Source organism: Isoptericola jiangsuensis, from assembly GCF_002563715.1.
Lineage (GTDB): Bacteria > Actinomycetota > Actinomycetes > Actinomycetales > Cellulomonadaceae > Isoptericola > Isoptericola jiangsuensis.
The window spans coordinates 1,836,297-1,861,854 of record NZ_PDJJ01000001.1 but is presented as its reverse complement, the minus strand read 5'-3'; the positions used below and the strand labels follow the sequence as shown (position 1 = coordinate 1,861,854).

Annotated in this window: 20 protein-coding genes, 1 tRNA gene and 1 pseudogene; 8 read left to right on the top strand and 14 right to left on the bottom strand. The window is 71.1% G+C overall.

Translation table 11 applies throughout. The features are described 5' to 3' along the window. Positions 1-52: 52 nt before the first annotated feature. Together ATJ88_RS08480 and ATJ88_RS08475 are read right to left on the bottom strand one after the other, a co-directional pair. The gene (locus ATJ88_RS08480) at positions 53-1,171 is read right to left on the bottom strand and encodes a mannonate dehydratase (RefSeq protein ID WP_245852630.1); all 1,119 of its coding nucleotides are present in this window, start codon (positions 1,169-1,171) and stop codon (positions 53-55) included. Positions 1,172-1,205: 34 nt separating this feature from the next. After that, on the bottom strand, positions 1,206-3,443 hold the full coding sequence (locus tag ATJ88_RS08475; RefSeq protein ID WP_098463450.1) for a glycoside hydrolase family 2 protein: 2,238 nt from the start codon (positions 3,441-3,443) through the stop codon (positions 1,206-1,208). Between the two features lie 215 nt (positions 3,444-3,658). On the opposite strand from ATJ88_RS08475, the gene ATJ88_RS08470 reads away from it, so the two are divergent. Continuing rightward, entirely contained in the window at positions 3,659-4,888 is a 1,230-nt protein-coding gene (locus ATJ88_RS08470) for a helix-turn-helix domain-containing protein (protein WP_141538632.1), read from the top strand. Positions 4,889-4,970: 82 nt separating this feature from the next. On the opposite strand, the gene ATJ88_RS08465 is transcribed toward ATJ88_RS08470, so the two are convergent. The 7 genes from ATJ88_RS08465 to ATJ88_RS08435 all read right to left on the bottom strand — a co-directional run bounded on the left by ATJ88_RS08465 (position 4,971) and on the right by ATJ88_RS08435 (position 14,350). Then, positions 4,971-6,425, bottom strand: coding sequence for an MFS transporter (locus ATJ88_RS08465; protein WP_170023572.1), 1,455 nt, complete (start codon positions 6,423-6,425; stop codon positions 4,971-4,973). 204 nt (positions 6,426-6,629) lie between these two features. Further along, entirely contained in the window at positions 6,630-7,430 is an 801-nt protein-coding gene (locus ATJ88_RS08460) for an SDR family NAD(P)-dependent oxidoreductase (RefSeq protein WP_098463447.1), read from the bottom strand. A 12-nt stretch (positions 7,431-7,442) separates the two neighbouring features. Then, positions 7,443-8,315 carry a sugar phosphate isomerase/epimerase family protein gene (locus ATJ88_RS08455; protein ID WP_098463446.1) on the bottom strand — a complete coding sequence of 291 codons (873 nt, stop codon included), beginning with the start codon at positions 8,313-8,315 and terminating at the stop codon, positions 7,443-7,445. A gap of 4 nt (positions 8,316-8,319) precedes the next feature. After that, positions 8,320-9,153 carry an SDR family NAD(P)-dependent oxidoreductase gene (locus ATJ88_RS08450; RefSeq protein WP_098463445.1) on the bottom strand — a complete coding sequence of 278 codons (834 nt, stop codon included), beginning with the start codon at positions 9,151-9,153 and terminating at the stop codon, positions 8,320-8,322. Further along, positions 9,150-10,397 carry a glycoside hydrolase family 1 protein gene (locus ATJ88_RS08445; protein ID WP_098463444.1) on the bottom strand — a complete coding sequence of 416 codons (1,248 nt, stop codon included), beginning with the start codon at positions 10,395-10,397 and terminating at the stop codon, positions 9,150-9,152. Before ATJ88_RS08445 ends, ATJ88_RS08450 begins: the two co-directional genes overlap by 4 nt. A 34-nt stretch (positions 10,398-10,431) precedes the next feature. Further along, positions 10,432-13,089, bottom strand: coding sequence for an alpha-L-rhamnosidase (locus ATJ88_RS08440; protein ID WP_211287486.1), 2,658 nt, complete (start codon positions 13,087-13,089; stop codon positions 10,432-10,434). A 25-nt stretch (positions 13,090-13,114) separates the two neighbouring features. Further along, complete coding sequence (locus ATJ88_RS08435) at positions 13,115-14,350, bottom strand: MFS transporter (RefSeq protein ID WP_245852250.1); 1,236 nt, start codon at positions 14,348-14,350, stop codon at positions 13,115-13,117. 253 nt (positions 14,351-14,603) lie between these two features. Between ATJ88_RS08435 and ATJ88_RS08430 the strand changes: the two genes are divergently transcribed. Together ATJ88_RS08430 and ATJ88_RS08425 are read left to right on the top strand one after the other, a co-directional pair. Continuing rightward, on the top strand, positions 14,604-15,251 hold the full coding sequence (locus tag ATJ88_RS08430) for a TetR/AcrR family transcriptional regulator (RefSeq protein WP_098463443.1): 648 nt from the start codon (positions 14,604-14,606) through the stop codon (positions 15,249-15,251). 110 nt (positions 15,252-15,361) lie between these two features. Beyond that, positions 15,362-17,014, top strand: a complete 1,653-nt coding sequence (locus ATJ88_RS08425; RefSeq protein WP_098463442.1) for an FAD-binding protein — start codon at positions 15,362-15,364, stop codon at positions 17,012-17,014. A gap of 406 nt (positions 17,015-17,420) precedes the next feature. On the opposite strand, the pseudogene ATJ88_RS08420 reads toward ATJ88_RS08425, so the two are convergent. Both ATJ88_RS08420 and ATJ88_RS08415 read right to left on the bottom strand, forming a co-directional pair. Further along, positions 17,421-17,963: pseudogene (locus tag ATJ88_RS08420) on the bottom strand (transposase); the annotation flags it as partial. Positions 17,964-18,265: 302 nt separating this feature from the next. Beyond that, positions 18,266-18,349 (bottom strand) — tRNA-Leu (locus tag ATJ88_RS08415). Between the two features lie 125 nt (positions 18,350-18,474). Between ATJ88_RS08415 and ATJ88_RS08410 the strand changes: the two genes are divergently transcribed. From ATJ88_RS08410 to ATJ88_RS08400, 3 genes are all read left to right on the top strand, one after another. Beyond that, complete coding sequence (locus tag ATJ88_RS08410) at positions 18,475-20,322, top strand: glycoside hydrolase family 15 protein (RefSeq protein WP_098463441.1); 1,848 nt, start codon at positions 18,475-18,477, stop codon at positions 20,320-20,322. A 16-nt stretch (positions 20,323-20,338) separates the two neighbouring features. After that, complete coding sequence (locus ATJ88_RS08405; protein ID WP_098463440.1) at positions 20,339-20,815, top strand: pyrophosphohydrolase domain-containing protein; 477 nt, start codon at positions 20,339-20,341, stop codon at positions 20,813-20,815. Positions 20,816-20,878: 63 nt separating this feature from the next. Continuing rightward, complete coding sequence (locus ATJ88_RS08400; protein ID WP_098463439.1) at positions 20,879-21,703, top strand: metal-dependent hydrolase; 825 nt, start codon at positions 20,879-20,881, stop codon at positions 21,701-21,703. 4 nt (positions 21,704-21,707) lie between these two features. On the opposite strand, the gene ATJ88_RS08395 is transcribed toward ATJ88_RS08400, so the two are convergent. Beyond that, complete coding sequence (locus ATJ88_RS08395) at positions 21,708-22,529, bottom strand: MBL fold metallo-hydrolase (protein ID WP_098465216.1); 822 nt, start codon at positions 22,527-22,529, stop codon at positions 21,708-21,710. Between the two features lie 265 nt (positions 22,530-22,794). On the opposite strand from ATJ88_RS08395, the gene ATJ88_RS08390 reads away from it, so the two are divergent. Continuing rightward, positions 22,795-23,661 carry a serine protein kinase RIO gene (locus ATJ88_RS08390; RefSeq protein ID WP_170023570.1) on the top strand — a complete coding sequence of 289 codons (867 nt, stop codon included), beginning with the start codon at positions 22,795-22,797 and terminating at the stop codon, positions 23,659-23,661. A gap of 7 nt (positions 23,662-23,668) precedes the next feature. Here the strand turns inward: ATJ88_RS08390 and ATJ88_RS08385 are convergent, their stop codons facing one another. Beyond that, complete coding sequence (locus ATJ88_RS08385) at positions 23,669-24,322, bottom strand: DUF998 domain-containing protein (protein ID WP_098463438.1); 654 nt, start codon at positions 24,320-24,322, stop codon at positions 23,669-23,671. Between the two features lie 53 nt (positions 24,323-24,375). Continuing rightward, positions 24,376-24,822 (bottom strand): GNAT family N-acetyltransferase, encoded by a 447-nt coding sequence (locus ATJ88_RS08380; RefSeq protein WP_098465215.1) that lies wholly within the window; start codon positions 24,820-24,822, stop codon positions 24,376-24,378. A 90-nt stretch (positions 24,823-24,912) separates the two neighbouring features. Between ATJ88_RS08380 and ATJ88_RS08375 the strand changes: the two genes are divergently transcribed. Further along, complete coding sequence (locus ATJ88_RS08375) at positions 24,913-25,557, top strand: SRPBCC family protein (RefSeq protein ID WP_098463437.1); 645 nt, start codon at positions 24,913-24,915, stop codon at positions 25,555-25,557. Position 25,558 lies beyond the last annotated feature (1 nt).

Below are 25,558 nucleotides of genomic sequence, written 5' to 3'. Positions count from 1 at the left end.
ACCGAGGGCGGACCGCGAGAGCCGAGCGGGAGCCGCGACGGGTGTCATGACGTCAGCGCCCGGTGTGGTGCACGGCGTCCCAGACGCCGAGCAGGTACTGGATGCCCAGCGCACGGTCGTACAGGCCGTAGCCGGGGCGCGGCTTGTTCGTGGTGTTCTCGTCCCACAGGTGACGGCCGTGGTCGGGCCTGAGGTAGCCGGTGTACCCGGCCTGGGCGTACGCCTTCATGATGCCGACGGTGTCGACGTCGCCCTCGCACGCCCGGTGCGCGACCTCGGTGAAGTCGCCGTTCGGGAAGTGCTTGATGTTGCGCACGTGCGAGAAGTGGATGCGGTCCATGTACGCCTCGACCGCGGCCACCGCGTCGGCCTGCGGGTTCGCCGAGAAGCTCCCCAGGCACAGCGTCAGGCCGTGGTACGGGCTCGGGTGCAGGTCCAGCACGCGCGCCAGGTCGTCGTGGGAGGACACCACCCGCGGCCAGCCGAACACGTCGAAGGGCGGGTCGTCGGGGTGCACACCCAGCTTGACGCCCGACTCCTCGCACACCGGGATCACCGCGTCCAGGAAGTACCGGTAGCTGGCGTACATGTCCTCGTGCGTGACGCCGGCGTAGGCGGCGTTCAGCTCGGTGAACCCGGCGAGCCGCTCGGGCTCCCAGCCGGGCAGGGTGAGGCCGTGCGAACCGGCGGCCATGTCCGCGATCAGGGACTCGGGGGTCATGCGGTCCACGACGGCCTTCTCGAAGTACAGGGCCGTCGACCCGTCGGGCAGGGGGTGCCACAGGTCCGTGCGCAGCCAGTCGAAGACGGGCATGAAGTTGTAGCAGACCACCTTCACCCCGGCCCGGCCGAGACGCCGGATCGTGGTGCGGTAGTTCTCGATCGCCTCGTCCCTGCTCATCCCGAGCACCGTGCGGCCGAGCTTGATCGACTCGTGCACGTTGACCGACTCCACGACGTCGGCGTCGAAGGTGCGCGTGATCCCGCGCGCCCGCGCCTCGTCCGTCAGCCCGGTGATGTGCGCGACCTCCGCGTCGATCTCGGCCTGCTCCCAGACCTCGCCGGCCTGCTTGTGGTGCAGGCTCCACACGATGGTCTCGACGCCCGGCACCTGCCGGACGTGGTCGAGCGTGACCGTGTCGTTGCCCTCGCCGTACCAGCGGAAGCCCATCTTCACTGCAGTCTCCTGTCCCCGGACCCTCGGGTCACTTGGCGATGAGGTTGAGCTGGGCGTTCAGGGCTGCGACCTGTTCCGCCGGCACTCCCCCAGCCTGCTTGATCAGCTTCGCCACACTCATGCGGTCGACGATGGCCTGCATCGCCGGGGGGATCTCGACCCCGCGGCCCACCTCGCCGCGGCTCGTCGAGACGGCGTCCAAGACCGAGGCGATCAGGCGTGCGCCCTCCTCGGACTGCTTGATGTCGCCGAGGGAGTCCTCGATCGAGAAGAAGCCCGCGGGGGTCGGGAGCGGCGCCTCGTCGAACCAGTTCGAGATCGTGGTCGTCGGCATCACGGTCGCCGCAGCCACCTCGTCGACCTTGCGGAGGCTGATCGTGTCGACGACGTCACCCGCCTGCGCGGTGACCTCGTGCTCACCGGTCAACGGGACCTCGAAGCGGAACACGCGACCGCCGGCCACCTTGCCGACCACGGCCCCGTCGACCGACAGGGTCACCTCCGGCTGGTTGGAGTACACGACGACCTCGGTCACGTCCTCGAACCGCTCCGCGCGGCGGCGACCCGCCACGTGGACGAACGGCTCCGTCGCCCACGCCGCCTTGTAGACGTAGAACGCGTCCTTCTTCAGGCCGCGGTCGAAGGTCACCAGCCCCTTCTGGTTGCGTCCCGCCACGCCGCCCTCGTCACGCCCGGCGGAGCCAAAGTCGGCGAGGTTCCAGACATGGGTGGCCCACAGCCACGGCCGCTCCTCGATCATGGTGACCATGTGCTCGTGGTAGAGCGCCTGGTAGCTCTCGGTGTAGTCACCCTTGGCGGGGTCGGCCGACTGGTACTGCGGGTTCGCGTCCGCACCGTACTCCGACAGCCCGATCGCGATCTCGGGGTAGGCGGCGTGGAAGTCGTCGAGCCAGGTGTCGTTGTCGGCCGACTCCCCCACGTACCAACCGAAGTACAGGTTGTACGACATCACGTCGGGCACGGTCACGAGGGCGTGATCCGTCTCGAGCAGGAACAGGTTAGCCATCGCCGTCAGACGCTCCGGGTCGAGTCGGTGCGCCAGGTCGTTCAGCTCGCGGTGCGCGGCGACCACCTCCTCGCCGGCACCCGCCAGGGTGATCTCGTTCGACAGGCCCCAGCAGACGATGCTCGCGTGGTGACGGTTCTGCACGATCAGCTCGGTGAGCTGGTCGCGGGCGTTGTCGACGGCGCCCGGCAGGAACACCGTGATCTGAGGGACCTCGGCCCACACGACGAACCCTGCCTCGTCGCACAGGTCGTAGAACCGCTGGTCGTGCTGGTAGTGCGCGAGGCGCACGGTGGTGGCGCCGATCTCGTGCAGCAGCGCGAGGTCCGTCTGCTTCATCTCCTCGGTGATCGCGTTGCCCACACCCTCGTGGTCCTGGTGACGCGAGACCCCTCGCAGCGGGTACTCCTCACCGTTGAGCAAGAAGCCGCGCTGCGGGTCGACGGCGAACTCGCGGCACCCGAAACGCAACTCGACCACGTCGACGACCTGTTCGCCGTCGAGCAGCTCGGCCCGAGCGACGTACAGGTGGGGGTCTCGCAGACCGCGCCACCGACGCACCTGCTCGATCTGCAGGTCGGCGCTCGCACCGCCCTCGACGACCGGAACGGTCGCCGAGGTCACGCCGTCGACGAGGAACCGGACGGATGTCGCATCGACGCCGGTAACGCTCGCGCTCATCGCGACGTCGGCACGGTCTCCGTCGAGGTGCGGCGTCACGGTCAGCCCCGGGCCACCGTGCCCATCGAGCGCGAAGTGGGTCGCGCCGACGCTGATCTGGGTCACGTCACGGTAGATGCCGCCGTAGAAGGTGAAGTCCGCCTGCTGCGGGTAGACGGTCTCGTTCGCAGAGTTGTCCACCACGACCACGACGGTCGCCACACCCTCGTCGAGACGTTCCGTGAGGTTCACGCGGAACGTCGAGTACCCACCGTCGTGCCGAGCGAGGAGCTGTCCGTCCACGAACACCTCGGCGGAGGAGTTCACGCCGGCGAACTCGACCCAGGTCTCCGCGGCACCCGCGTCGGCGACCACGCGTCGGGCGTACGTGGAGCGACCACGCCGGTACCCGCCACCGGCCTGTCCGTCGACGGCGTTCCATGTGTGCGGCAGCGTCACGGTCGAGCCTTCGGCGGCGACCTGGTCCCAGGTCGCCGCCGGAAGTGCCGACGGCGCGAACGCCCACCCGTCGAGGATCGGGGTCACTCGGCGGACGACGGGGACGACAGGCTGCGGCATGGTGGTGGTCTCCTTCGGCGCACGGCAGGCCGGCGGTTGCCGGTGCCCTGACCCTAGGAGCAGGTCACAGCCTCCGGTTAGAACCGGTAGGGCGCGAGTAGTACTTTTCTCGTACCGATCGTCGACGGGAAGCGGATGAGGCGGCAACAATGAGCGGAACGACTGGGCGGGCGCGCACCCACGCCGACCCCGTCGGAGGTACGGAGGGAGAGTCGGTGCCCTCCCTCGACCGATCGGGAACCATGCCTGCCGTCGACGACCCGCTCGTCGCCGTCGTCGAAGCTCTCGCCGGGGTGCTGAGCTGCCCCGTGACGATCACCGACGATCCCGGCACGACGTTGGCGGTGTTCCAGGAGATGCACTGCTTCGACGTCGGGATCCAGCCCGCCTTCACCGCCCGGAGTCTGCGAGAGTTCGTCCACTCGATGCCTCCCCAGGTGATCCACGAGGTGGAGGAGCCGCTCGGCATGGCGGTGACGCTGGCGCGCTGGGACGACCGGCTGCTCCTGATCGGGCCGTACACGCACGCGCCGATGTACCCGGGCGTCGCGGAAGAGGTGCTGAGCCGGCTCTCCGTCCCGACCGCATTCCTTTCGCCGTACAAGCTCTACCGCACCCGGTATGCGATCGTGGACGCGGAGTACGTGCACCGCAGCGCGGCGGCTCTGTTGCGCGCTGCCGGGAGCGAGGACTCGCTCGGCACCCTGCAGCACATCAAGGCAGAGGGCGGAACGATCGCACCAGGCCAGGGCGAAGCACCGCAGTCGGCCTCGTTCACCGTCATCGAGGATCGATACCGTCACGAGCAGGACTTCATGGATGCTGTCGCCGACGGTTCCGCCGATGATGCGCTGGAGGCTCTGCAGAGGCTCTCCGGGATGCCGCGCACCATCGGGTACCTGTCCACGCCGTTCCTCGGAGCGACGATCCTGCGGATCATGGCGCGCGTCGCCGCCCAGCAGGGCGGCCTGCCCCCCGCGACGATCGACGCGATCTCGCAGGAGTACGCACAGCGCTTGCATCGGGTGGGCCACACCTCCGACCCCCGACGCATGCTCGGGTTCACGTCGCAGATGGTCTCCGACTTCTGCACGGCCGTCAGGCGGCACCGACAGCACGACTACCCGATGCTCGTGCGACGGGTGACCGATCAGATCGACCTGCATCTCAGCCAGGACATCTCGACGCCGGCTCTGGCCGAGGAGATGGGGGTGTCCGCCTCCACCTTGGCGCGGCAGTTCAAGGAGGCGACGAGCACCACCATCGCCGGCTACGTCGCTCGCCGACGCGCCGAACGCGCTGCGCGGCTGCTCTCGACGACGTCCCAGAGCGTCCGCGACATCGCGTTGTACGTCGGGTACGACGACGCCAACTACTTCGTCAAGGTCTTCCGCGCCCAGTACGGCACGACGCCGACGGCGTACCGCGACCTCCACGCACGATGACCGGGCCGCGGACGCGCCCACACCTGCGCGCGTCCGCGGCCCGGTCATCGGCGGCGGTTCGGGTCGTTCGACCCGGGCCCGGTCAGGTGAGGGCCGCCTCGGGCTGCACCGGCTCCAGCTCTGCCTTGCGTCCCGCCACCCGCTTCTGGACCTCGATCATCTCGTGGCGATCCAGCTTGTAGCCTCGCATCGCGACCAGAGTGCAGATCCAGCCCAGGATCGGCAGGCCGAAGAACAGCGCCAACGTCATGAAGAGGATCGACGTGGTCGGGCTGTCGGTCGGCTGCGGCATGACGGCGGTGAACCCGATCAGTGCGACCGCACCCAGTGCGAGGGTGGAGCCGAGCGACGAGATGATCTGGTCGACGAGGTTGTAGGCGGCCGTGACGGTCGCCGGGAGGAACTTGCCCGAACGGTCGAGCTCGTAGTCGACGATGTCGGCGCGCATCGCCCCGGAGGCCACGGTGACCACCATCGCCGAACCGTTGAGCAGCAGGTAGACGAGGAAGAACACGACGGTCAGCGGCACGCTGCCGAGCACGGACTGCAGGTCGACCGACAGGCAGAAAGCAGCGAGCAGGACGGCGAGGCCCAGGCAGATCCACGTCCAGGTGACGGTCGCGCCCTTCGAACCGTGCTTGCCCGTGTAGCGGGCACCGAAGATCGCGAACACGATGCCCGGCAGGATGGCCATCATCCCGAGGGTGGTGCCGAGCTGCATGTTGCCGAGCAGGATCCCCCACATCAGCGTCCCGATCACGGCCTGCGACTTCACCACCTGGGCGAGCTTGTCGGAGGCGCCGCTGATCAGGTAGCGCTTGAACGGACCGTTGTCGGCGACCAGGTTCCACATGTCACGCACCGTGACCTCGGCCTTCTCCTTCGAGACGTCGATGTGGGTGAAGTTCTCCGGCTTGTCGATGCGTGCCACTCCGAGGCAGGCGAGGACCTGGAAGACGAAGGAGCAGGCGACGAAGACGACCGCGGTCTCGCTGAGCATCTCCACGGTGAACTCGTTCCCGTGCCGAGGAAGGATCAGGACGGTCGAGACGATCGAGAAGAGCGCGGGGAAGAAGTAGGCGTAGACCGTCGCCCAGACCTGGACGGTGGGCCGCTGGCGGGGGTCGTTGGTGAGGATCGGCGCCGTCATCTGCCCGGCGATATCGTTCATCGACGAGCCGATGACGTACACGACGTACATGCCGACGAAGAACCCGGCGCCGAGACCCTTGTCGGATCCCCACACGAACAGCATGACGACCGCGACCGAACGGATCGCCCAGCCGGTGAGCATGAACAGGCGGAGCTTGCCGAAGCGGAAGCGGACCTTCTCGATCACCAGCGCGAGCAGCGGGTCGATCACACCGTCCAGCACGCGAGTGAGGGTCAGGATGACTCCCGCGACCGCAACCGCGATGCCGTAGCCGGCGTTCTGCAGGTAGCTCATCAGGCCGACCAGGACGTAGAAGATCATCGCCGAGCCGTTGTTCAGCTGGGAGAACGCGATCTCCCACGTGCGGGCGCGGCGGTAGTTCACGCCATCGACTTCGCTCGCTGTCAGCTTGGGCAAACGCGCCATCGCGTCATCACTCCTTCGGGATCAAATCTACGGCTCTCAGCGGGTCGTTCCGCCGGACACTGCCCTAGACGACCGCAAAGGTAAGCCGGGCGACATCCCGCCGACTAGAAGAGGAGAGCCATGACTAGAAGACACTGAGCACGAGTCCATCCGTGGACTCGCTCAGCCGAGCAAGCCGCGCATCTGCCGCGCGATCACGGTCGTGGCACGCTTCGGGCTCAGCCGCGAGAGCCTGTCCATCACTGCGGCGTCGTGGCCGATGGTGGCCCGGTACTTGCCCTTGCGCAGCGCCTCGACGATCACGCGAGCGGCGGCGGACGGGGTCGAGGTCTTGTAGGCAGGGGCCTGTGCCGAGGACTCACCGGCGAGGGCGACACCGGAGTTCGCGGCGATGTCCGTCCCGATCGCGCCGGGGAACACGACGGTGACGGCGACCTTCGTGCCGAGGAGTTCCGCGTACAGCGCTTCCGTGAGCACCTTCACGGCAGCCTTCGACGCTCCGTAGACGGCTTGCCCGGGCACCGGCGCGTACGCACCCATGCTCGCGACGTTCACCAGTGCTGCTGCCGGGCGGGTCAGCAGCTCCGGCAGGAACGTCTTGCACATGTTCAGGGTTCCCCAGAAGTTGACGTTCATGACCTTCTCGATCTCCGAGTAGGGCAGGTCGTTCACGCGGACGAACTTCTGGATGACCCCGGCGACGTTGATGACGCCGTCGACGCCGCCGTGGGCTGCGGTCACCTCGGCCGGCAGGGCCTCCACGGCTTCTCGGTCGGTGATGTTCACGACGTGCACGGAGAATCGCTCGCCGGCGGCGGCACGTTCGGCGGTCGCAGCCAGACCGGATGCATCGAGGTCCACGCCGGCGACGCGCGCCCCGGCGTCGAGCAGGTGAAGGCTCACCTCACGACCGATGCCGTTGCCGGCGCCGGTGACGACGAAGGTCTTGTCGGAGATGTTCATCAGGGTTCCTTGTCAGTCGGGAAGTAGGCGCCGCAGCACGTCCGCGCTCACTTCGGCGCTGCGCAGCGGCGAGTTGTCGATCCAGTTCTTGTGCGTCTCGAGGATGACCGCCTCCACGCCCAGCGCCGCGGCGCGCGCGACGATGGCGTCGACGGCCATGTTCCCTGCGCCCAGCTCGACGCTGTCGACCTTCACGACGGGCGTCATCGTGCTGCCCGAGATGCGGGAGCCGCGGTCGGTGAGATGGAGGAGACGCAGACGTTCGCCGAGCCTGTCCATCACGCCCAGGGGGTCGACGCCGGCGGTGGCGGCCCAGAAGCAGTCAAGTTCGAAGTCGAGCGCGTCAGGATCCGTCCGCTCCACCAGCACGTCGAACGCGGTGGCACCGGACCGGAGGCGCCGGAACTCGGCGGTGTGGTTGTGGTACAGCAGGCGCATCCCCTCCCCCGCCAGCGCACGAGCCGCCGCATCCAGGCGCTCTGCCAGTCCGGCGACGGCGGTGTCGTCGCCGTAGTCGAACCGGTACATGCCGGTGACCACGACGTTTCGGGCGCCGAACTGGCGGGCGCGTGCCGCGACCTCCGCCGGACGGGACTCGATCGTGCCCAGGTCTTCGTGGAACGCCGCGACGGCCAGGCCCGACTCGGCCACGAGGCGTGCCCAGTCCAGGCGTCCACCGCTGCCGACCGGCATACCCGCCGCCTTCGTGAGTGCGCGGACGAGCATCGGCGTCGGGCGCGTCATGAAGCCGTTGAGCTCGATGGCTTCGAACCCGGCAGAGACCAGGCGCGCGAGGACCTCGCGCGCCTGGTCATCCGTGGACGTCAGACGGCCGATCTGGATCTGCTGGATGGCACGCAGAGGCCGCTGAGGCGTCGTGGACATGTCGTCAGACCGTCTCACCCGCGTCGGCGAGCAGGGTGCTCCCTGTCATGACCATCGACAGGTCGCTCGCGGCGAACAGGACGACGCGAGCGATGTCGTCCGGGGTACCGAGGCGACCGATCCTGCTGCTGCTCATGACGTCGAGCGGCGGCATCTCGACGCCGGCGGCGGCAGCCGCCTCGGCCCCCGCCTTCGCGGCGGCGATGTTGCCCTCCGTGGGGACGAAGCTCGGCGCCACACCGAGCACGCGGATGCCGAGCGGTGCGAGATCCACAGCGAGGGACTTCGTCATGCCGAGGGCGGCGTGCTTCGAACCGACATAGGCGGCCATCCCCGGGAAGGCCACCTGCACGCCCGCGGTCGAGATGACGTTGACGATCACGGCGCCCGGGCCGTCCGGCGACATGCGGCGTGCGGCCTCGCGCGAACCCAGGAACACGCCGCGCGCGTTCACCGCGAAGGTCGTGTCCCACATCTCGTCGGGCATTGTCGTCACGGGAGCGTTGGGGAAGATCCCGGCGTTGTTGACCCAGATGTCGATGCCACCGAGCTCCGCCACCGCGTGGTCGGCCGCCGCAGCGACCGACGACGTCTCGGTGACATCGGCTCGCGTGCTCAGCGCACGGACCCCGTGCCGCTCGCCCAGCTCCGCTGCCGCAGCGCGCGCGCCCTCCTCGTTGAGGTCGACGAGGAGCAGATTCGCGCCGGCTTCCGCGAGTCGTGCGGCGATCGCCTTGCCGAGCCCTTGGGCGGCGCCCGTGACCACCGCACGACGACCGGCAAGAGACAGCAGATCGATCAGCGACCGCTCGGAGACATCGGCGAACGGGAAACTCATGCGAGAGCCCCCGCTCCGAGGGCGTTGCGCCGGGCGACCTCCCCGAGCCAGCCGAGGCTCGGCTTGGGTGTGCGCTCGAAGGTGTCGCGGTCGACGGCGATGAGGCCGAAGGTCGGCTCCCAGTGGCCCCACTCGAAGTTGTCGAGCAGGGACCAGTGCAGATAGCCGCGCACGTCGATGCCCTCCGCGACGGTGCCGAGCAGTCCCTGCAGCGCCTCGTCGGTGTAGCGGATGCGCTGCGCGTCGTCGGCGGTCGCGATGCCGTTCTCGGTGATGACGATCGGCGTATGCTCGCTGACCTCCCACGCGTGGCGCACGGCCATCGCGAGCGAGTCGGGGCGGTACGCCGTGCCGACCAGGGTGTTGTCGGGGTGCGGCGGGTGCGGCACGAGGCCGTTCGCATCGACCTCCTGGCTGGAGTAGGCCTGCACGCCGACGAAGTCGTCGCCGCGGCTTCCCTCCCAGTAGACGTCCTCCTTGCCGTGACGGATCTCGAGGAGCTTCTGTTCCCCGCCGGGAGCCGCGGTGAGCGCGCCGGCGGCGATGGTCCACCCGACCTTCGCCTTCGTGCGGGCGCGCACGATCTCACGCGCGGCATGGTGGATGCGCACGAACTTCCGGCCGATCTCGGGGTCGGCGTAAGTGAGGAACTGGCCGTGCTGCTTGTCCTTCAGGTCGTCGCCGGCGCTCTCGCCCGTGCTCTCCACCGTGGGGCTGGTCCAGTCTCCGCCGGACGCAGCGAGCTGGCGCATCGCCGTCATGATGGCGGCCTGCATGTTGGGTTCGTTCATGGTGGCCACCCACTCGACGCCGTCGAGGATCGTGCAGGCCTGCTCCACGAACGCGCAGAAGAGCTCCTGAGCCTCCGGCGCGTCCCACCCGCCGAGGCCCGCGAACCACTGCGGCGTGGTGAAGTGCTGCAGGGTGACGACCGGTGTCACGCCCAGCTCCAGGCAGAAGTCGATCATGCGACGGTAGTGCGCGAGCTCGGCCTTGGAGAACTGACCACGGATGGGCTCGATGCGCGACCACTCCAGGCTGAAGCGGTACGAGGTGAGCCCTGCGTCGGCGAGCAGCTGGATGTCCTCGCGGTAGCGGTGGTAGCTGTCGACGGCGTCGCCAGAGGACTCCATCCCGGGCATCATCTGCTCACGGGCCCACCAGTCGCTGTTGACGTTGTTGCCCTCGATCTGGTGGCCGGCGGTCGCCGCGCCCCAGAGGAATCCGTCGGGAAAGCTGGTCATTGCTGTCTCCTCTTTCAGTTGGTGCAGTGGATCGTCACCGTGCGGGCACGGTGTGGTCGGAAGCCGCCAGAGCTGCGGCCTGGTCGAACCGGCCGGGGTAGGCGTCGCGGACGGCGCCATCGGGGAAGACCACGCGTGCGCGGGTTCCGGCCGGGATGTCGGCGGTGATGCGGAAGCGGTCGTCCTCGATGCGCCACTCGACGGTGATCTCGCCCTGCGGGCCGGTGTGCGAGCCCCGCGCCCAGGTCATGCCTGGCGCCGGGACGGGGGCGATGACGACCTTCTCCCAGGCGACCGAGTCGACGTCCTGCCGCAGCCCCAACGTGTGGGTGTGCAGGAAGCGGATGGCAGCGCCCTTGCTGTAGTGGTTGAGAGACTCGTGGGCGACACCGTGCTCGTCGATGCCCTCCCAGTCCTCCCAGATGGTCGTCGCGCCACGGTCGACCATGTACAGCCACGACGGCGCCGTGCGCTGCGCGAGCAGCTCATGGGCGACATCGGCGTGGCCGGTGTCGGTGAGGACGGGCAGCAGATCCCCGGTGGCGAGGAACCCCGTGCCCAGGTGCGTCCCCGCCTCGCGGATCAGTGTGACCAGACGCTCGGCCGCGGCCGGGCGCAGCGCGTCGGGGACGAGACCGAACGACAGGGCGCGCACGTACGCCGCCTGGCTGTCCGTCGAGGTCGTGCCGTCCTCGTTCAGGTACGCCTGCCGCCAGGCGTCGGCGACGCGCTCCGCGATCGATGCGTAGGTCTCGGCATCCGAGGCCCGCCCCAGGATGCCGGCGATACGCGCCAGCGTCGCCGTCGAACGATGCAGGTAGGCGGTACCGACCTCGCCCTTGTCGGCCATGAACCAGGCCATCGGGTTGTGCTTGATCGGGTCGATCGGCCGGCCGTCGGCGTCGCGCTCCTTCGGCTCGGTCCACTCGCCCCAGTGGAACGTGCCGTCCCACAGGTACTCCTCGAAGGCCTCGGGCTCGGGCGAGGACTGCATGCGAGCGTGATGCCGGGAGGTGCGGGCCTTCTCGAGCGCCCACTCGACCCACCGCACCATCGCGTCGTAGTTCTCCTCGAGCACGAGGCGGTCCCCGTACGAGAGGTACATCTCCCACGGGACGGCGACGATGGCGTCGCCCCAGCCCGCCGAGCCGGTCATCATCGCGAACTGGTCGTCGAGATGGTGCTTGATGCGGCGGCCGTCGGGCGAGAAGTTCGCGATGCGGCCGTCGTCGAGCTGGTCGTCGCGCACCGCGCGCAACCACTTGCGGGTGAAGCCCAGCACGTCGTAGAGGCGCGTGGCCGTGGGCGCGAACACCTGGTAGTCGCCGGTCCACGCCAGGCGCTCGCGGGTCGGGCAGTCCGTCGGCACGTCGACGGCGTTGCCGCGGAAGCTCCACTCGGCGATCTCGTGCAACCGGTTGAGGTCGGTGTCGCTGCTCTCGAACGTCCCCGTGCGCGTCAGGTCGCTGTGCACGACCTGCATGGTGACGGCTCCGACGTCCAGCGGCGCACCGGCGCGGGTGATGCGGGCGTACTGGAACCCGTGCACCGTGTGGCGCGGCTCGAACACCTCGCCGTGGGCACCTGCGACCACCTCGTCACGCTGCACGAAGGCCTTGCGCCCCTCGGGCCGCTCGGAGTCCAGGTGCGAGGTCGACAGGTCGCCGGAGGAGTCCACGAACTCGCCGTACTCGATCACAGTTCGAGTACCGGGGGCGCCAAGATCCGTGAGGCGCACCCATCCGGAGGCGTTCTGGCCGAAGTCGACGACCGTCACGCCGCCCCCGAGCTCGGTCGCCGAGACCGGCGCGCGCGACTCGACGACGCGGACCGGCGGAGCCGGGGACCAGTCGATCGGGGGTGCGTCGACGACCACGCCGACGCGCACCGGCTTCGAGGTGGCTGCGGCCGCCGTGAGGTCGACGGTCTGGCCGGCCATGAGGTCAGCCCGGGTGGTCGTCGACGGCGCGCTCGTCCAGCTCGCGTCGCTGCCGATCACCCGCTCCGACCCGTCGGCGAGGCGCACGTGCAGCTCGGCCCGCACACCCAGGGTCGTGCCCCACCCGGCAGGCAGCCGGAAGGCGCCGACCTGGCCGCGGTACCAGCCGTCGGAGAGCTCGAGCTCCAGCCTGTTCGCCCCGACCTCGAGCAGCGTGGTGACGTCGTGCGCCTGGGCGTAGAGGGTGCGGTCGTAGGAGGTCGACCCGGGGGCGAGCTCGTCGCCGCCCGCACGGTGTCCGTTGACGGTCGCCGTGTAGAGGCCGAGCGCCGTCGCGTACAGGCGGGCCGAGACGATCTCCTCGGACAGCGTGAAGCTACCGGTCAGCACGTGCGCAGGTCGTTCCCCGTACCCGGGATCCGCGGCCTCCGCGGGCGAGATCCAGTCGGCCGACCAGTCGGTGTCGAGGAGTCCCACCTCGAACGTCGAGGGCTCGGACCACTCGGTGTCCGGCCCAGACCGTCGGACGCGCCACGTCACGCGGCTCGTGCTACGCAACGGGGCGAAGGGCCACTCGACGAAACGGTGCCCAGTGAGCTCGGCGGTCTCGGGCGCTGCGCCGTCGATGCTCGCCTCGAGGACGTGTGGGGATGAGTCGTCGCTCGTGAACGACAGGCGGGGCCGGGCCCCGGTGACGGTGAATTCGTCGCCGCCGCCGTCGACGGCGAGGGAGCAGGGGGCGTTGCGCACCATGGTGAGGTTTCCTCCGGTGGACGGATCAGCGGGCGGCCTTGACCTTGAGCAGGACGATCAGTCCGCCCAGCAGCGCGAAGACGGCGCCGGTCAGGTAGAGGAGCGTGAAGTTCTTGACGTCGCCCGCAGAACCGACGGTGATCACGACACCCGCGACGACAGGCGCCACCGCGCTCGGGATCCGCTGCGCGAACTGCAGGACGGCCATGTACCGGCCTGCCTGGTCCCGTTCGGGGAGCACCGCGTAGGCGATCGCCTGGTCGACCGTGGCGTACATGGCGATCGCGAGCTGCACGAGCATGGACCCGGCGACGATGTGGGGCAGCGACCACGCGGTCGCCAGGACCACCGAGCCACCGGCGAACAGGAGCGCTGCGACCAGCACGAAGGGCCGACGCCGCCGCAGCCGGTCGGAGAGGAAGCCGCCGGCGAGGGAGCCCGTGGCAGCGGCGACCACGCCGACCAGGCCGATGGCGGCCACGACGCCCGCGACGTCGCGCACCGTCAACCCCAGGCGTTGGGCGTAGAAGAAGGTGCCGAACGTGGTGTTGAAGTACAGGCCGACGAAGAAGACGAACCGTCCGACCCAGACCCAGGCGAAGTCAGGGTACCTGCGCACGCTGAAGCCGTAGCTGAGGACGATCGACCTCACGGTGGCGGGGGCACGCCGGGGGAGCTCCAGGGAGCTGCCTTCCGCCTTGACCAGCGGGAAGGCGGCGATCAGGAGCGCTCCGATCACGCCCGGGACGACAAGGACGAGCATCGTGCTCGACGACACGGCGTACGCGATGCCGATGCCGATCACCGGCCCGACCTGGGACATGAGTCCGGTGAGCGCCGAGACCTTGCCCCGCTGCGCCTCGGGAAGCTTGTCGGCCTGGAGGTTCTGCAGCGCGGCGCCGACGATCGACCAGCCCGACATGCCGAGCACCCAGCCGAAACCGAGGACCAGGAGGCTCGGGGCGGCACCCACGATCACCACACCAACGAGACCGACGGCGGCGCCGAGGTACAGGAACGGCGTCCGACGCCCCCAGCGGGAACGTGTGCCGTCGCTCCAGATCCCGACGAGAGGGCTGGCCAGGAGGTAGACGAGCTGCGCCGCGCCGATGACGAAGCCGAGCATCTCGTCACGCCCGGGGGCGAGCTCGGTGACACGCACGGCGACGCCGTACGAGAGCGGCACCATCACGGCCATCGATGCGCCGAACGTGGCGAGCATGAGCCAGCAGATGTCGCCGGACGTCAGAGGCGGCGTCACGACCGGCGCGGACGAGGATCGTTCCTCCGTGGCGGCCTCGGAACACGCGACGCCCGAGCCGTACGCCGTTCCGTCCGCGGCCGGCGTCCCCCTGGTCACCATCGACTCCTCCACTGCCCGTCACGACCACGCTGCCCGAGGACACCGACCGGCCGATAAAAGTAACCACCGTGGTTACAGTGACAGATAGTAACCATGGTGGTTACTATTTGGCAAGCCGCTTCCAGGTGGTGCCAGACTCGGACAGGTGGACATGAAGAGCTCGGATCCAGCAGCGGCGCAGACCCCCGCCGCACCCCGCGCGCGTCGGCGCGGCCCGAACGCGTCAACACCGGCGCGCCGGGCCCAGATCGTGCGCGCGGCCCTGGCGAGCATCGCCGAGCACGGCTACGAACGGTCCTCCCTGCGCGACATCGCCGCTCGTGCGGACGTCACCCACGCCGCGCTGCTCCGGCACTTCGCGAGCAAGGACGACCTGCTGGTGGCAGCCCTGGCACAGAGGGACGCCGACGACGAGGAGTTCGCGCGTCACATCATCGAGGCCCAGGTGCCGCCGGAACGCGTGCTCTCCGGCGTCCTGGCCGACGACTTCTCGCGTCCCGAGCAGGGACGCAACTGGTTGGCCGTCTCCGTCGCCGCGACGAACCCCGAACACCCTGCCCACGACTTCTTCGCCGCCCGGCGAGAACGGATGCGGGGCTACCTGTCGAGCAGGCGGTTCGGCACCGCCGACGACGGCGACGAGCTCAGCGCCGACGACAAGGTCACGATGCTCCAGGCGATGATCGACGGCCTCCGCATCCAGGCGCTCATGGACCCCGACCGTGACGTGCTGCCGCTCCTCGAGGTGTTCATGCGTCTGATCGCGACGCCGGCGGTCGACCAGCAGTCGGACGGCTGAGCGACCCTCGTTCCGCAGGCGAGGACCAGTTGACACCGCCACCGCCCGAGGGCATCCTGAACGCCATTGCCGGACACTGATGTCCGGTACTGGAGGCAGAAGGAGCTCCCATGCAGACCGGCCACGCTACGGAACAGACCTTCGACGTCGTCGTGGTGGGTTCGGGGGGCGCCGCCCTCGCCACAGCGCTCGGAGCCATCGACGAAGGCTTGTCCGTGCTCGTACTCGAGTCGACGGACAAGTGGGGCGGCAGCACCGCGATGTCGGGTGGCGGCATGTGGTTCCCGAACAACGCGCTCATGCAGCGTGACGGCGTGGCCGACTCCCGGGCCGAGGCGCTCGACTACCTCGAGGCCAGCGTGGGGAGCGTGGGGCGCGCGTCCGACCGGACGCGCAAGGAGGCGTTCGTCGACGGCATCGACGACTTCGTCGCGACCGCCGAGAAGTACGGCGTCGTCTTCGCTCGCGCCACCGACACCCCCGACTACTACCCGGAGCTCCCCGGAGGCAAGATCGGGCGCGCCATCGAGGTCAAACCCTTGGACTCGAAGGTTCTCGGGGACCTCTGGGACACCCTGCGGGTGACCGTCGCGCTCCCCGCGATGACCAACGACGTCTGGCTGCTCAATCGTGCGTGGTCGACGCTCTCGGGGATGGTGCGCGGCGCCCAGGTCGTCGGACGGATCGCAGGCGGTCTCGTGCGGGGCAAGCGTCTCGTCGGCATCGGCACCGCGTGGGCGACCGCCTTCGGCAAAGCGGTCTTCGTCGACGGCGGCGTCCCGCTGTGGTTGAGCTCACCTCTGGAGAGCCTCGTGGTCGAGGAGGGTCGGGTCGTCGGCGTCCGTGTGGAGCGCGGCCAGGAGACCGTGACGGTGCGCGCCCGCCAGGGCGTGATGCTGGCAGGCGGCGGGTTCGAGTCGAACCCCGAGTGGCGCCAGAAGTACCACGGGATCGACGGGGCGCCGTCCGGGAACCCCGGCAACCTGGGCACCCCGATCGCGGCCGCGCAGGAGGTGGGAGCGGCCCTCGAGCTCATGGACGACGCCTGGTGGGGCGCCTCCATCGCGCCCCTACCTGGCACCAGGAGCGGCACCTTCGTCGTCGGGGAACGGTCGATGCCGCACTCCCTCATCGTGGACTCCCACGGCCACCGGTTCGCCAACGAGTCCGAGTCGTACGTCGACCTCGGCCACCACATGCTCGCCCACGACGGCGGCAAGGGACCCTACTGGATGATCGTGGACGGCCGGTACCCGTGGCGCTACTTCCGCACCTTCTCCATGGACCCCCGGTTCGTCCGGGCGATCAAGGACGCAGGCATCCAGGTCCGGGGCCGGACCCTCGCCGAGCTCGCGGGAGCCATGGGCATCGACCACCGGACCCTGCACGACACCGTCCGACGCTTCAACGGCTTCGCCCGCGGCGGTGTCGACGGCGACTTCGGTCGCGGCAACTCCGCCTACGACCGGTACTACGCCGATCCCACCGTCCGCCCCAACCCCACCCTTGCCCCGCTCGAGCACGGACCGTTCACCGCGTACCGCCTGGTCGTCGGCGACCTCGGGACCAAGGGTGGCGTGGTCACGGACGCCGACGGGAGGGCGCTCCGGGAGGACGGGACCGTCATCGAGGGCCTGTTCGCCTCCGGAAACAACTCCGCCTCGGTGATGGGCCGCACCTACCCCGGTCCCGGCGCGACCATCGGACCCGCCGCCGTGTTCGGCCTCCGCGCCGCGCGGCTGATGGGCCGGTCCGCACACTGATCTCCAAGCGCCTCTGTTGCACTGCTGGTGCACCGAAGCGCACTGGTGGCCGCCCCCGTCAGCGAACCCACCCCCGCGATCGGCGCGAGCGGGCTGTCGTCCGCGACGAACTCGACGGCGATCCCATGGAGCACGCCGACAATGGCGACCGCGCCGTCACGGCGCCATTCGACCGCGAGGCGGTCCGCGGGGGGGCCGACGTGTGCGGCGGGCCACCCTCGCGTGGCTGTCCGGCTCGACCCGCACGCGGCGTCACCCGGACGTTGTCGGCCAGAGACCGGCAATTCGTCAGTAGAGCCAGTCGTCGACGCAACCGAGGCGTCGTGGTTGAGCGACACCCCGCGCACCGTCCCGTCCGGGGGTCAAGCCCCTGGGAGTGGTGTAGCGCTCGGTGATCCTTCTTGGGTTACGCGCTGAGTTCGAGCATGGGGTCGGTGTTCACCTCCGTCGACGTGTTGGTGACCGGGCTCAGGCGGCATCGGGCGAGGACTTCGAGGCCGAGGTAGCGGCGGCCTTCGGCCCATTCGTCGGTCTGTTCGGCCAGCACGGCCCCGACCAGGCGCACCACCGCGCTTCGGTTGGGGAAGATGCCCACGGCGTCGGTGCGGCGGCGGATCTCGCGGTTGAGCCGTTCGGTCGGGTTGTTCGACCAGATCTGGGTCCACACGTCCTTCGGGAAGTCGGTGAACGCCAGGATGTCGGCGCGGGCGGCGTCCAGGTGCTCGGCGACCTCGAGCAGCTTGCCGCCGACGTAGTCGAGCAGCCGGTCGAACTGGGCCTGCACCGCCTTGGCGTCGGGCTGGTCGTAGACCGAGTGCAGCATCGCCTTCACGGCGGGCCACATGCTCTTGGGGCAGATGCTCATCAGGTCGGCGGCGTAGTGCGTGCGGCATCGCTGCCACGTGGCGCCGGGCAGGTTCGCGGCCACGGCCTCGACGAGACCGGCGTGCTGCCGGCGGGACCGAGCCGCGCGGACACAGTCGGCGAGACCTCCTCGCCTCGCAGCGGCGCGCCGACCTGAGGACGCGGGCGCTGAACCTCGTCCCGGGTGGGGCGCCCGTCCCCCTCCGGACACCGCCCCCACCTGGGCCAACGCCGCCCGCCGAGGCACCTGGGAACACCCACGGGAACACAGAGCCCCTCCCGTGGGAACACTCTCGGGAACCTCCCCTGCCGAGGAAGAGGCCGGATACGACAGAAGACCCCCTGGTTGTGGACCCAGGAGGCCTTCGTCGTCGCTGTCTCAACGAGTGTCCGGAGGGGGACTTGAACCCCCACGCCCTTAACGGGCACTAGCACCTCAAGCTAGCGCGTCTGCCATTCCGCCACCCGGACAGGTGGACCTCGGCGAGGCGTTCCCGCCTCGTCTTGGTGCTGGAAAAACATAGCACGGCACGGACCCCGAACTACAAATCACCGGACGGTGGCGCAGGTCACGGCCCTGACCTAGCGTGAGCCCGATGGCGCTGCGCATCGAGGACTACGGGGTCGTGGGCGACCTGCGGACCACCGCGCTCGTGGGGCGGGACGGGTCGGTGGACTGGTTGTGCCTGCCGGACCTGGACGACCCGGCCTGCTTCGCGGCACTGCTGGGGGACGACCGTCACGGCTTCTGGCGTCTGGCGCCGGCGACGGAGGGCCTGTGCACCCGCCGCCGGTACCGGGGCGAGTCGCTGGTGCTGGAGACGGAGTGGGAGACCCCGGACGGGCACGTCCGGGTGACCGACCTCATGCCGCCGCGGCGGGGCAACCCGACGCTCGTGCGGATCGTGGAGGGGCTGTCGGGGCGGGTCACCGTGGTCAGCGAGACCGTGCCGCGTTTCGACCACGGGAACGTGGTGCCCTGGCTGACGGACCGGGAGGGCACGCTGCTGGGCCACCTGGGCGCGGGCACGGTCGCGGCGGTGGCCGGCCCGGACACCCTCACCCTCACCGCTCCGGTCCCGCAGGAGATCTCCCTGGCCGACGGGGCCGTGCGCTCGCGCTTCGACGTCGCCGCGGGAGACCGGGTGGCGTTCGTCCTCACCCATCACCGGTCGCACGACCTCGGCCCGGAGCCGTGCGACGCCGACCAGGCGCTCGCCGACACCCTCGCGTTCTGGGAGGACTGGATCGGCGGGACGCGGTACGACGGCGAGTGGCCCGACGCCGTGCGGCGTTCGCTCATCACCCTGAAGTCCCTGGTCTACGACCCCACCGGGGGCATCGCCGCGGCGGCCACGACGTCGCTGCCCGAGCAGGTCGGCGGGGTCCGCAACTGGGACTACCGCTACTGCTGGCTGCGGGACGCGTCGTTCACGCTCCTCGCGCTGCTGAGCACCGGGCACACGTCCGAGGCCCGCGCATGGCGGGAGTGGCTGCTGCGCGCCGTCGCGGGCGACCCGGCGCGGCTGCGCATCGTGTACGGGCTCGACGGTCGCCGCCGCATCCCGGAGGCGACGCTCGACTGGCTGCCCGGCTACGAGGGCAGCGCGCCGGTACGGGTCGGCAACGCCGCGGCCGAGCAGCTCCAGCTCGACGTGTGGGGCGAGGTCCTGGTGTCCCTGCACCTCGCCCGCTCGGACGGTGTCGAGGACGACGCCGACACCTGGACGCTGCAGAAGGCCCTCCTGGACTTCCTCGAGGGCCACTGGGACGACGTCGACAACGGCCTGTGGGAGGTGCGCGGGCCCCGGCGGGCGTTCGTCCACTCCCGGGTGATGGCGTGGGCGGGCGTCGCGGCGATGGTGCGCGCGCACGAGACGGCCGGGCTGGACGGTCCGGTGGACCGCTGGCGGGCGCTGCGCGACGACATCCGCACGGACGTGCTGCGGCACGGCTACGACGCCGAGCGGAACACGTTCACCCAGTTCTACGGGTCGGACGGGCTCGACGCGTCGCTGCTGCTCCTGCCCCGGGTCGGGTTCCTGCCGTGGACCGACCACCGCATCGTCGGCACGGTGGACGCGGTGCAGCGCGAGCTGAGCCACGACGGCCTGCTGCTGCGCTACCGGACGCCCGCCGACGACGGCGTGGACGGGCTGCCCGGCGACGAGGGCACGTTCCTCGTGTGCAGCTTCTGGCTGGTGGACGCGCTGCACGGGGTGGGCCGCGTCGCCGAGGCCCGGGCGCTGTTCGAGCGGCTGCTCGGGCTGCGCAACGACCTGGGTCTGCTCGCCGAGGAGTACGACGTCGTCGCGGGCCGCCAGCTGGGGAACGTGCCGCAGGCGTTCAGCCACGTCGGGCTGGTGAACTCCGCCCGCATCCTGTCCGGCGACCACGGGCCCGCGACGCTCCTGGCGGGGATGCGCGGGCAACCGCCCCGGTGAGTGCGACAGTACGGGCATGGTCGACGAACGAGAGCTGGTGCGGGAGTTCCACGAGGCGTTCGACGTGCCGGTGTCGACCGGCCCGCCGGACCTGACCCTGCCCGACGACCGGCTGCGGATGCGCTACCGGCTGGTCGCCGAGGAGTTCGCCGAGCTCACCGGCGCGATCCTGGGGCCGGCCGCGCGCTCCGTCGTCGAGCGTGCGGTCGAGGAGGTCGTCGCCGGCCCGACCGACGGCGCGGACCTCGTCGCGACGGCGGACGCGACCGTCGACCTGCGCTACGTCCTGCACGGCCTGGAGCTGGAGTGCGGCATCCCGGGCGACGAGGTGTTCACCGAGGTGCACGCCTCGAACCTGGCCAAGCTCGGCCCCGACGGCACCGCCGTGCGCCGCGCCGACGGCAAGGTGCTCAAGCCCGCCGGGTGGCGTCCCCCGGACGTCGCGGGGGTGCTGGCGCGGGCAGGTTCACGGAGCGTCGGCGGCGGCGTGTAGCGTGCTGGCGACCCGGACCAATCGGTCACGGCGTCGCAGACCGGACGAAGGAGCACGCACGCCATGATGGGTGGGCACCACGCCGCCTCCGGGGCGGCCGCCTGGGTGGCGGTCACCTCCACGACCCCGATCGCGTTCGGCTGGTACCCCGTGTCCGAGGTGGGGGTGATGACGGGGGCGCTGGTGTGCGCGGGCGCCGCGCTGCTGCCCGACGCCGACCACCACAACGGCACCATCTCGCACTCCCTGCCGCCGGTGTCGGAGGCCGTCACCAAGCTCGTGTCGAGCCTGTCGGGCGGGCACCGCAACGGCACGCACTCGCTGCTCGGCATCGCCGCGTTCACCGTGATCGCGTGGCTGGTGGGCAAGCTGTCGTTCCACACGGAGACGTTCGGGGACGTGCTCGTCGGCCCCGGCATCATGGCGGTGCTGCTCATCGCGTTCGCGGTCCGCGCCCTCAAGCTCACCGGGCAGCAGCGCTGGTGGACGTGGACCCTGTCCATCGCGCTGGCGGCGTTCGTCGCGGTGTTCGCCCCCGAGGAGTGGTACTGGATGCCGTTCTGCGTCGGCCTCGGCTGCGCCGTCCACATCCTCGGTGACTTCCTCACCACCCGGGGCGTGCCGCTGCTGTGGCCGCTGCGGTTCCGCTCGCCGCGCTGGGTGCGGCGGCACCGCTGGCTGCCGTTCGACGACATGTGGAGCCCGAAGGGCAACCTGTCGCTGCCGATCCTCGGCGACGCCGGGTCGTGGCGGGAGTGGGTGCTCATGACCCCGGTCAGCCTCTACGCGCTCGCCGGCGTCGCCTGGGCGATGCTCGACCAGATGGGGTTCGACACCCTGGGCGTGTGGCAGGACGCGACGACGCTCCTCGCCGGCGCCCTCGGCTGACGCCTCAGCGCCCGGCCCGGACGCGGCGCACGGTGCGGGCGTGCTCGGCCGCGACGTCCGGGTCGGCCAGGCGCGGGTCGGCGGGCGCACGTCCGGCGGCGACGGCGTCGAGGTAGCGCAGGTCGGCGTCGAGCCGGTCGGCGGGACGCCGCGTCGGCGTGCCGTGCCCCGGCACCAGCACCGCCGCCCGCGCGACGTACGGCGCGAGGCGCTCCAGCCCGGCGCGGTAGCCGGCGAGGTCGCCCGCGCCCGTGATCTCGTCGAACGGCAGCGGGACCTCGACGTCGCTGAGCAGGTCGCCCGCCAGCAGGACCCGCGGTCCGGGAAGCCAGAGGGCGGCGTGCCCCGGCGCGTGGGCCGCGTGCTCGACCACCTCGACCACGGGCAGCGCCCCGTCGGCGTCCGGGACCTGGCGCTCCCCCGCCGGCAGCGGCCGCACCCGCCCCAGGAGCGCCAGCACCTCCGGCGTGTGGTCCGCCCCGCCGTAGCGCGCGGCGTCGAGGCGCGCCTCGGCCAGCAGCCGCGTCCGCTCCCGCTGCGCGACGCCCGCGGCCGTCGCGCTCGCCCAGCGCGGCACGTCCCCCAGCGCCGGGTGCCACAGCACGTGGTCGTGGTGCGCGTGCGTCGCGAACCCCGCCACGACGTCGACGCCGTCGTCCCGCGCCTGACGCGCGAGGGCGGCGAGCTCGTCCGGCTCCCAGGCCGGGTCGACCAGCAGACCGGCCCGTCCGGCCGGGCCCGTGGACCCCACCACGAGGGTCGTCGTGGTCGCGAGGCGACGGCTCACGGCGACCAGCACGCCGTCGGCGACCACCTGGAGGCTCACGTCGACACCGTAGCCGGACGCCGCCCGCCCGGACACGACGGACCGCCCCGGGAAGCCCGCCGCGGCACGTCCGGTAATTCGCTGGACGCGGCCGCGGGTCCGGACGCAGGATCGACCCCGGAGACGCGCGCCGGGCGCGTCGGCACGAGGAAGGAGGGCGAGGAGATGGACGTCTTCGCCGTGCACGCCCTCCCCACGGGACGGGCGACGGACCCTCACCACTGAGGAGCCACCGAGGCTCCTCCCCCTTCCTTGGAGCCCCACCGTGCCTCAGCACACCCCCGACCACCCCACCCGCCAGATCCTCACCCTGGACACCGGCGTCGACGCCGTCGAGCCCGGACCCGACCAGCGGTGGTCCACCTGGCCGAGCATCGCCAAGGGCCAGCGCGGCCCGCACCCGCACCCCGACTGGGTCGTCACGGCGGCCGCCGCCCTCGACACCGAGCTGGGCGTCCTCAAGACCGGCAAGGAGGCGGACGTCTTCCTCGTCGAGCGCGCCGTCCCCGACGACCCCGACCGTGCCGTCCTCCTGGCGGCCAAGCGCTACCGCGACACCGACCACCGCCAGTTCCACCGCGCCGGCACGTACACCGAGGGTCGTCGCGAGCGTCGCAGCCGCGACCAGCGCGCCACCCAGGACCGCCACTCGGCGTGGGGCCGGTCGGTGCGGGCCACGCAGTGGGCGGACGCCGAGTTCGCCACCCTGTGCGCCCTGTGGGAGGCCGGCGCGCCGGTCCCCTACCCGGTGCAGATCGACGGCACCGAGCTGCTGCTGGAGTTCGTCGGACACGTCGACGACGCCGGGGCGGCCGTCGCCGCACCCCGTCTGGCGCAGACGCGGCCCGACACCGACCTGCTGGCCGACTGGTTCGAGCAGGTCCGGTCCGCGATGGGTGTCCTGGCCCGCCTCGGCTGGGCGCACGGCGACCTGTCGCCGTACAACGTGCTCGCCGACGGCGAGCGGCTGGTCGTCATCGACCTGCCGCAGGTCGTGGACCTCGTGGCGAACCCGTTCGGCGCGGAGCTGCTGCACCGCGACTGCCGGAACATGGGCGCGTGGTTCGCGGCGCGCGGGCTGGAGGTCGACGTGGACGCCCTGTTCGCGGAGGTGTTCGCGCAGGCCTGGTGACCGGTCGTCAGCGGGTGCCGTCGGGGTGCGGCACCCGGCGGTACAGGACGACGGAGGCGGCAGCGAGCCAGGCGTACGACGCGACGACGGCGACCCACAGCAGGGCGACGCCCGCGGCGGACGTCGCGAGCACGGCCCCGCCGAGGAACCCCGCCAGGATCACCACGCCGACGAGTGTGGACCACCGCGCGGGGAACGTCAGCGCGGCGGCGCCGGCCGCCCCGAACGTGACGAGGCCGAGGACGAGGTGCAGCGTGCCGCCCACCGTGGTCGTCTCGGCGGCTCCGGGCGGGAACCCGGCCATCGGGTCGGGCGGGAAGGCGGCGCTGCCGAGGAGGCCGACCGCCATGACGCCGACCATCCAGGCGGCGGCGCGGGTCCGGCGGGCGTCGGCCGCCCGTCGGACCCCGACGGCGGCGACGAGGACGAGCACCCCGGACAGGGCGAGGTTGGCGCGCTGCATCCAGCCGCCGTCGCCGAGCATCAGCAGGCTGAGCTGGTGCTCGGCGAGGTCGAACCCGTCGCGGGTCAGTGCGAGCGCGAGCCCGACGCCGAGGTAGAGCGGCCCCGCGACGACGCCCCAGCCGAGCAGGGAGCGGGTCACGGCGGCGGCGGTGTCGAACGTCGGTGCCTGCGCGGCGTCCCGGGATGTCTCGTCCATGGTGCCCTCCGGTTCGTGCTGTCGGTCGTTCCGACCGGGTTCGGTGGTGGGATTCATCGGCCGGCGCCGCGGGATCGCAGGTCGCGGCGCAGGTGCGTGCGTGGCAGCCGGCCGCTGGTGGCGAGGGTCAGGCCGACGTTCTCGAAGCCCTCGGCCTCGAACAGCGGGACCGTGCCGACGAACGCGGCGCCGACGGGCACCCGGCCACCCGGCTCCGGCTCGACGGGGAACCCCTCGACGACGTGCCCGCCGCGGGCGCGGGCGTGCTCGACGGCGCCGCGCAGCAGGGCACGGGCGACGCCGCGGCGTCGGTACCCGACCCGCACGACGAAGCAGCGCACGACCCAGGTGGTCGGCCAGTCGGCCGGCCCGCCGACGGGCGGGCCGGGCGCCTGGCGCCGGTGCAGGCACCAGCACGCCTCCACGCGGCCGTGTGGGTCGAGCAGGGTGACGACGTCGTCGAACCGCTCCGTGGTGGCCGGCTCGATCCGGTAGGCCATGCGTGCAGGGTAGGCCGGGCCGGCGACACGCACCCCTTGCACGGTCGGGCCGACGATGGTTGTCTATAAGTATCTACTTAAGGAGTCGCCATGAGCATCGACATCGACCCCGTCGCCGTCGCCGGGCTGGTCACCCGTGAGGTCCGCAGCGGCGAGCGCGACGGCAGCCCGACGAAGATCGCCGTCGCCCGCCGCGACTACACGGCCGCGCGCGGCGACGTCTGGGACGCCCTGACCGACCCCGACCGCATCCCCCGCTGGTTCCTGCCCGTCAGCGGCGACCTCGTCGAGGGCGGCCGGTACCAGCTCGAGGGCAACGCCGGCGGCACCGTGCTGCGCTGCCAGGCGCCCGAGGCGTTCGCCGTCACGTGGGAGATGGGCGGCGGCGTGTCCTGGGTGACCGTCACCCTGCACCCGCACGACGGCGGCACCGTGCTCGAGCTCGTCCACGAGTCGCCGGTCGAGCCGGAGTTCTGGGAGCAGTTCGGTCCCGGCGCCGTCGGCGTCGGGTGGGACCTGGGGCTCATGGGCCTCGGCCTGCACCTCGCCTCCGGGGACGCCGTCGACCCGGCCGCCGCCCAGGCCTGGACCGTGTCGGATGAGGGCAAGGCCTTCGTCGGCGCGTCCGCGCTCGGGTGGGCCGAGGCCGCCGTGGGCGACGGTGACGACCCCGCCGACGCGCACGCCGCGGCCGAGCGCACCGTCGCCTTCTACACGACCGTCCCCGAGGCGTGAC

What these genes read in the sequence shown, in the direction of transcription:
- ATJ88_RS08480 (WP_245852630.1), bottom strand. Translation starts at nt 1,171, where the DNA reads ATGGGCTTCCGCTGGTACGGCGAGGGCAACGACACGGTCACGCTCGAC.
- ATJ88_RS08475 (WP_098463450.1), bottom strand. Translation starts at nt 3,443, where the DNA reads ATGCCGCAGCCTGTCGTCCCCGTCGTCCGCCGAGTGACCCCGATCCTC.
- ATJ88_RS08460 (WP_098463447.1), bottom strand. Translation starts at nt 7,430, where the DNA reads ATGAACATCTCCGACAAGACCTTCGTCGTCACCGGCGCCGGCAACGGC.
- ATJ88_RS08455 (WP_098463446.1), bottom strand. Translation starts at nt 8,315, where the DNA reads ATGTCCACGACGCCTCAGCGGCCTCTGCGTGCCATCCAGCAGATCCAG.
- ATJ88_RS08450 (WP_098463445.1), bottom strand. Translation starts at nt 9,153, where the DNA reads ATGAGTTTCCCGTTCGCCGATGTCTCCGAGCGGTCGCTGATCGATCTG.
- ATJ88_RS08445 (WP_098463444.1), bottom strand. Translation starts at nt 10,397, where the DNA reads ATGACCAGCTTTCCCGACGGATTCCTCTGGGGCGCGGCGACCGCCGGC.
- ATJ88_RS08440 (WP_211287486.1), bottom strand. Translation starts at nt 13,089, where the DNA reads ATGGTGCGCAACGCCCCCTGCTCCCTCGCCGTCGACGGCGGCGGCGAC.
- ATJ88_RS08430 (WP_098463443.1), top strand. Translation starts at nt 14,604, where the DNA reads ATGAAGAGCTCGGATCCAGCAGCGGCGCAGACCCCCGCCGCACCCCGC.
- ATJ88_RS08425 (WP_098463442.1), top strand. Translation starts at nt 15,362, where the DNA reads ATGCAGACCGGCCACGCTACGGAACAGACCTTCGACGTCGTCGTGGTG.
- ATJ88_RS08410 (WP_098463441.1), top strand. Translation starts at nt 18,475, where the DNA reads ATGGCGCTGCGCATCGAGGACTACGGGGTCGTGGGCGACCTGCGGACC.
- ATJ88_RS08405 (WP_098463440.1), top strand. Translation starts at nt 20,339, where the DNA reads ATGGTCGACGAACGAGAGCTGGTGCGGGAGTTCCACGAGGCGTTCGAC.
- ATJ88_RS08400 (WP_098463439.1), top strand. Translation starts at nt 20,879, where the DNA reads ATGATGGGTGGGCACCACGCCGCCTCCGGGGCGGCCGCCTGGGTGGCG.
- ATJ88_RS08385 (WP_098463438.1), bottom strand. Translation starts at nt 24,322, where the DNA reads ATGGACGAGACATCCCGGGACGCCGCGCAGGCACCGACGTTCGACACC.
- ATJ88_RS08380 (WP_098465215.1), bottom strand. Translation starts at nt 24,822, where the DNA reads ATGGCCTACCGGATCGAGCCGGCCACCACGGAGCGGTTCGACGACGTC.
- ATJ88_RS08375 (WP_098463437.1), top strand. Translation starts at nt 24,913, where the DNA reads ATGAGCATCGACATCGACCCCGTCGCCGTCGCCGGGCTGGTCACCCGT.